General features: G+C 27.3%; 2 protein-coding genes. One reads left to right on the top strand and one right to left on the bottom strand.

The window, feature by feature from the left end:
• Window positions 1-1,076: 1,076 nt before the first annotated feature.
• Window positions 1,077-1,772 carry a hypothetical protein gene (locus QRY16_RS21120; protein WP_289777955.1) on the top strand — a complete coding sequence of 232 codons (696 nt, stop codon included), beginning with the start codon at window positions 1,077-1,079 and terminating at the stop codon, window positions 1,770-1,772.
• A 4,307-nt stretch (window positions 1,773-6,079) separates the two neighbouring features.
• Here QRY16_RS21120 and QRY16_RS21115 read toward each other — a convergent pair.
• On the bottom strand, window positions 6,080-7,182 hold a 1,103-nt coding region (locus QRY16_RS21115; RefSeq protein ID WP_289777954.1), incomplete at its 5' end, for a hypothetical protein.

Here is a 7,182-nt window from a genome sequence, read left to right as displayed (position 1 = left end):
TGAAATAAAATTATCTTAATTATTTCATTATGTAAAAAAATAATAATTATAATTAATTTGTTTACCTTAATCAACGGGCTTCTGATAATGTTATCAAATAAAAATTACATGAAACAAATTTGATTATTTATGTTCAATAATTCAAAACTTTTAGTTTGTTTTTTAAATGATTGATTCTTTTGGAATAATTACTATTTTGTTTAATTCCAATAATATGTCATTATAAAAATTAGCCAAATTAGTTTATTTCAATGATTATGTTTTTAAATTTATTTAGTTTTTGGTCTCTCTAAGTAACTAAGTATTGAGGCTGAATATACCATACCAAATAAATAAAGTTTAATGAATAGGATTGGTTGTTTATCGTCAATAGTCTTCCAAAATGTTGAAACAAATAGTAAATAATTTGTCTTTGATTATAAATTTACTATTGATTTATATTTCCAACTACCTACCAAATGCAATTCAATTTTTATTCGATACCAAAAATTCATCTTTTTGGTCAACACTAATTAAATTGCCTAAATCGACCATCCTTAATTTTATAATCATATTATCTTATATAATTCGTCTTTACATTATTGCAATTGTTTGTTGGTTACCGTCTGAAAAACTTGGATTTTTGTCCCATTATCTTGAATATGATAAATTGGCAAAAATATTTATACAATTGGGAGTTTTGGAACCATTCATCTGTATTGCTTTTAGCATTATGTTATTATTGCAATTTTATTTTTACTACATAATAAAATTTTCTGGAAAATGTAAAACATGGCAATATGTTTATGAAATGACCATTTTAAATCATAAATCATTTTTAAATTTTGAAATAAAGAAAATGAATTCAAAACAACTTAAAGGTTTGAATGTTAGAAAGTTACCTAATTTTCCTAATTTGTCAGTAGATGTCCGTATCAAAGTTTTGTTGGACTCTTTCAAAATTAAACAAATTTACGTCATCTTCACAATTCTCTTCGGTTTGTTATATATTTTATGTAAGTTTATGTTAATTCAAACTATAATTTTACTTTTAAATCTAAGCTGGAACAAGTCTTGTTGTGGTTATTTATTATATTATGAATAAATTCTATCCAAATCACAATCTTATTATGATTATAATTTTGGCAATCGATACATTATGCATTTTCTCAAACACATGGACTTGTTGGGCTGTCTTTTTAATTCATCAATATGCATTTGTTACTATAATGATGGGTTTCTATTATCAAGTGGTTCAACAATATCAACCAAAACTTGACCGTTTGATTCAGAAATATCAAATGATTCCAACTAAAAAAAACCATCGTCAATTGGTTTATTTTGTTCCTTTAATCATATCAGAACATTTCCGTTATGTTCAATTAAAGAATATGATAAATGATGAACTTTTATCAACTTATCTTTGGATTTTATTTATTTCCAATCTACCAACAAGTATCTATATAATAGCAAAGGTGGTTTACGAGCCTATTGAACTTGCTGAAAAATGTTTTACGATGATTCCATGGACAACACAACTTATAATATGTCTTTTCATTGTTTTCTTAAGTTCAATTTCATTCAAAATGCTTAATTCCATTTCTCATCGGTTATATTGCTCTCAATTATATATTAAATCTAATCTTATTTTGAAATGGAACATATTGTCCTATTATGAAATGGTACATTCAAAATCTAACTTCATGGCATTTAGAATAGGATCTTTAGCAAAAATTACGAATATAACTGGATTCAAGGTTAGATTTTTAGTTAATAGTTTGAGTTTTTTATAAAAAATAGCCTAACTAATAAACTTTTTATTTGCAGCTCATCTTATTGTATTTTGCTTATTTGCTAACAAGTTTTGATTTATTTATGTAAACACAAAGTATTTGTTGTAAAGGCCCAGTTTATTTACAGCATCAATTCCATTGCGTGGCGGACACTGTAGCAGCAAGAGAAACCTCCGAGACCTGTGTCAGCAACCGTTTCCGGTATTGGAAAGTATGGACGATCGACAGAGCGGACATTGGTGATAGGAGGGAAGAACACATAATTCAAACATTTTAAAGTTCAAATAAATAAATTTTAGCTTTGAAATGATTTCAAAATCGATTCTTATAGGTTTTTTCCCCATTGAATTACATTACGCAGTGAAATAAACTTGTCAGGGAATTTTCGGTTCTCTACCAAACGATATGGTAAACTGCTTAGAAATTTTTAATTGGAAAGACATACAAGTTTGCATACAATTCAAAATACGTCAACAATTTTAGTTTCGTTTGTTAAAATGATTGATTTCTTTGGAATAATTAGTAATTTGTAAATTTTTAAACATATTTCCGTTATAAATACTATTTAATTGGGTTGATTCTAATGATCATATTTATAAACTTTATTCGTTTTAGTTTTCTAAATAATTATTTAACATTTAGTAAGTATTTATTTAGGTTAAATATATATTATCAAATAAGCAAATTTTAATAGATAAGATTGGTTGTTTACCGTCAGTATAGTCAAAATGTTGAAACAAATACTAAATTTTTTAGCTTCAACTTATCGAATATTATCGATTTATATATCAAACAACTTAACAAATGCAATACAATTTTTATTCAATACTAAAAATTTATCTTTTTGGTCAACATTAATTAAATTGCCTAAATTGATAATATTCTTGAATTATATTCTTTTATTTTTTTATATTATTCGTCTTGCAACAACTGCAATTGTTTGTTGGTGTTCACCTGAAAGGCTTGGATTCGTGGCCTATTATCTTGATTATGATAAATTGGCAAATATATTTGTTCAAATTGGATTTTTGGAACCAATCTCTTGTATTGCTTATATCATCTTAACATCAATGATGATTTATTTCAACTATATGATGAAATTTTCTGGAAAATGTAAAACATGGCAATATGCATATGAGATGACAATTTAAAATCAAACTACATTTTCAAAATGTCAAATTAGAAAAATGAGTTTAAAGCAAATACAAAGTTTAAATGTAATGAAGTTACCTAATTTTCCTAATTTACCAACAGATGTGCGTATTAAAGTTATATTGAAATCATTCAAAATTAAACAATTTCATATCATCTTTACATTTCTATTTGGTGGGTTGAATTTTTAATTTTATACAAATTTAAATTATTTTTATTTTTAAATTTTAGTTGGAATAAGTGTTGTTGTGGTTTGTTGTTATATTTGGTTTATATTCTATCCAAATCACGGTCTTATTATTACAATAGTTTTGACAATCGATACTTTATGTATCATATTTAACATATGGACCATTTATGATGTATTTGTAATTCATCTATACGCAATTACTACTATTATTATGGGCTTATATTATTACGTAGTTCAACAATATCAACCAAAACTTGACTGTTTGATATGTGATTATAAGAAAACTCAAACTAAAAATATGCATCAAAAAAATTGTTTGATTCGGAAACATCTCTTAATTCAATCCAAACAAAACTATCGTCAATTGGTCTATAATCTATCTAAAGTTATGTTGGAACATTTCCGTTATGTTCAAATAAAGAATGTGTTGAATGATGAACTTTTGTCGAATTATCTATTGATTTTATTTATTGCTAACTTACCGACAAGCATCTATTTGATTACAAAAATAATTTACAAACCGATTGGAATTACTGATTTAATTCTTTCGATGTTTCAATGGATAAATCAATTTATAATATGTTTAGTAATTGTTATCACATGTACACTTTTATTCAAAATGCTTAATTCCATTTCTCATCGGTTATATTGCTCTCAATTGTGTATTAAATCTAATATTTTGTTGAAATGGAATACTTTGTCTTATTATGAAATGGTACATTCAAACGCAGACCTAATGGCATTTAAAATGGGAACTATTGCAGAGGTCACCAATAAAACTGGATTCAAGGTTAGACGTTTAGTTTGAATAGTTTGAATTTTTTATAACAAATAACTTAATTACCTTTATGTTTGCAGCTTATTTTAATGTATTTTGCTTATTTGTTAACAAGTTTTGATTTATTTTATTATGTAAACAAGATAAAATTGTAATTGACAATATTTCAGTTATTCATATTTATATTAATTTAATGCAATTTCGGTATTTTTTCGCAGTTCAGAGGTTTGTAACATACTGAAGATAAACATAAGATTACCAGTATAAAAGAACATAAACTAAAAAAAATTAAAAAATTTTCATTTTTAGATTAATTCAATGTTTTGTTAAATTATCAATAAATTGCTTACCTCTATCAATGACTCTTTCTTGATCTTACCAATTGGACCTAATGTGAAATTAATTTGATTTGTTGTGTGCATAAATTCAAAATAAGTCATCAATTTCAATTTTTTTCTTAAATAATTTGTTCCATTGATACAATATTGGGCATCTTGAAATGCTAATGCTGAATGATGGATACAATCGGTCAACGAGATCACTGGAAACAAAGCCGACAACGAAAAAAGTATTTGAAGTATGATCAAAGCGAAACATATTATCTGTTCTCCGAGTGCCATTGGAAGAAAGTATAGTGCGGATATAAGATAAATATTGAATGTGAAATTTGATATTGAACCTGTGAAAAACAATGGTGATACAATATAACGATTTGCATTGATTGCATTCACAACTCCATTTGCGTGTTCATAACAAAATGAATCCAATTGCTGTGACAGTTGTTTCGGTGTCCATCGTCCCATTAATGTTCTCTTCAATGCTCTTCTAAGATAATAATCTAATTTCTTGATAATGAAATTATAAACAAGTAACTCAATTGTCAATGAATGTAACGAGAACAAAATCATTCGAATAGTGTGAAATGCACAACAACAAATTAGGATAACATCGACACTTCCACACAACACTTTGCGTAATGATCCGTCAACGTTTGGAATTACGAATGACCATATGAAATAAGTAGAACCGGCAATTAGTACAATAACCGTTCCTACAATAAATATAGAATTGAACGTTATCATTAAATAATTCCTAAAAATGAATCGAAGTCGAGAGTTTGGAATTAGGCTGGGATAGTATTTCAATTTTCGATTTTTAAATTGTAACGAAACGGGATTGGTTTCCGGCTTGTTGAACATAACCAAAATTGTTTTCCATTTTTTAAGTGTATTAATTGGACACAATAGATTGATTGTTGGACGAAAATGTGGATTTAATTGAAAGAAGTCGCGACAATTATTCACCATTAGATCGTGTACAATTCTCCAAACATAGTTATATTTACGAACATTGACTTCATAATCGAAATACCAAACAAATATTGGAAATGGAGCTACGGCAAATGCCGTGTCACGAGCGTATAGTTTTATCTTAATTCCAATACCCATTAATACATCATAATCAAAATAATTCATGAATATCAATTTTGCCAAACAATAACCAGAAAATAAGAAACGTATTATTGCAATAAGAAGATAGAGGTAGAACATGATTCGCAATAAACCAATTCGAACTTTTTGAATTGGTTTTGTTCGAATGAAACGATACTCGGAACATCTTGTAATAATGGATTCGCTTAAAACTGTCCATTGATTTAAGATTGAAAAACCAAATGTTTTCAATACGTTCATGATCAAGTTGACAAGTTTTGAGTGAAAACAGTTATGAACAAAAATTCTTGTAAAACATCACAATATATATTCATTCTTAATGTATGAAAGTTTTTAAAATATTCTTACAATATTTTTACCTAATTTTAAATTTTAAATTATCTTTAATTTTTAAGGTGAATACATTATAAGTCATTATTATAAAATGATATTTGGTAATTGCCATCGTATTTTATGGATTACATATAACTGCAAATTATAGGTTTTTTTGCATTTTATTTTGTTTCTTTATTTGATTTGATTTTACTTTCATTATTTAAATTACAATCATTGATTTGCTCAAATAATTTATTTTTATATTTTATAGTGAAAGACTATTGCAATTTAGTAGTGAAAATTGACAATTGATTAGTTATTTATAGCATTAATTATATAAATTTTCGTTGTTTTTTCGCATTTCAGAATTTTGCAACATACTGAAGATGAACATAATATTACCAGTATAGAAAAACATAAACTAAAAAAAATTATATGTAAAATTATCAATTGATTTGCTTACCTCCATCAATGACTTTCTGGTAATCTTACCAACTGGGCCCAATGTGAAAGTAATTTGATTTGTAGTGTGCATCAACTCAAAATATGTCATCAATTTTAATTTCTTTGTTAAATAATTTGTACCATTGATACAATATTGGGCATCTTGTATTAAAAGTGCTGAATGGTGAATACAAGCGGTCAAAGAGATTAATGGGAGCAAGGCCGACAACGAGAACAGTATTTGAAGTACGATTACTGCGAAACATAACAACTGTTCTCCGATTGCCATTCGAAGAAAGTATAGTGCCGATATAAGGTAAATATTGAATGTGAAATTTGATAGAGAACCTGTAAGTAACAATGGTGATACAATATAACGATTTGCATTGATTGCATTCATTACTCCATTTGCGTGTTCAAAACGAAAGAAATCCAATTGCCGTGACAATTGTTTCTGTGTCCATCGTCCCTTGTAGGTCATCTTTAATGCTTTCTTCAGATAAAGATCTAATTTATTGATAATGAAATGATAAACAAGCAACTCAATTGTTAATGAATGTAATAGGAATAAAATCATTCGAATAGTGTGAAATGCACAACAACAGATTAGAATAACATCGATACTTCCACACAACATTTTGCGTAATGATCCGTCAACGTTTGGAATTACGAATGACCATATGAAATAGGTGGAACCGGCAATTAGTACAATAACCGTTCCTATAATGAATATAGAATTGAACGATATCATAAGATAATTTCTAAAAATGAAACGAGATCTTGAAGTTGGAATTAGGTTTGGATAGTATCTCAATTGTCGAATTTCAAATCGTAAAGGCACGGGATTGGTTTCCGGCTTATAAAACCAACCCAAAATTGTTTTCCATTGTTTGAGTGTGTCAATTGGAGACGATAAATTGATAGTTGGACGAAAATGTGGATTTAATTGAAAGAAGTTACGACCATTATTTACTATTAGATCGTGTACAATTCTCCAAACATAGTTATATTTACGAATGTTGACTTCATAATCGAAATACCAAACAAAGATAGGAAATGGCGCTGCAGCAAATGCCGTAT

Origin of the sequence: Mixta mediterraneensis, assembly GCF_030283135.1 — a bacterium.
GTDB lineage: Bacteria > Pseudomonadota > Gammaproteobacteria > Enterobacterales > Enterobacteriaceae > Pantoea > Pantoea mediterraneensis.
The sequence above is the reverse complement of the archived record's forward strand: the minus strand, read 5'-3'. Positions and strand labels throughout refer to the sequence as shown.

Bases quoted from the DNA above. Each gene is read 5' to 3' on its own strand.
- QRY16_RS21120 (WP_289777955.1), top strand. From the start codon at position 1,077: ATGAATAAATTCTATCCAAATCACAATCTTATTATGATTATAATTTTG.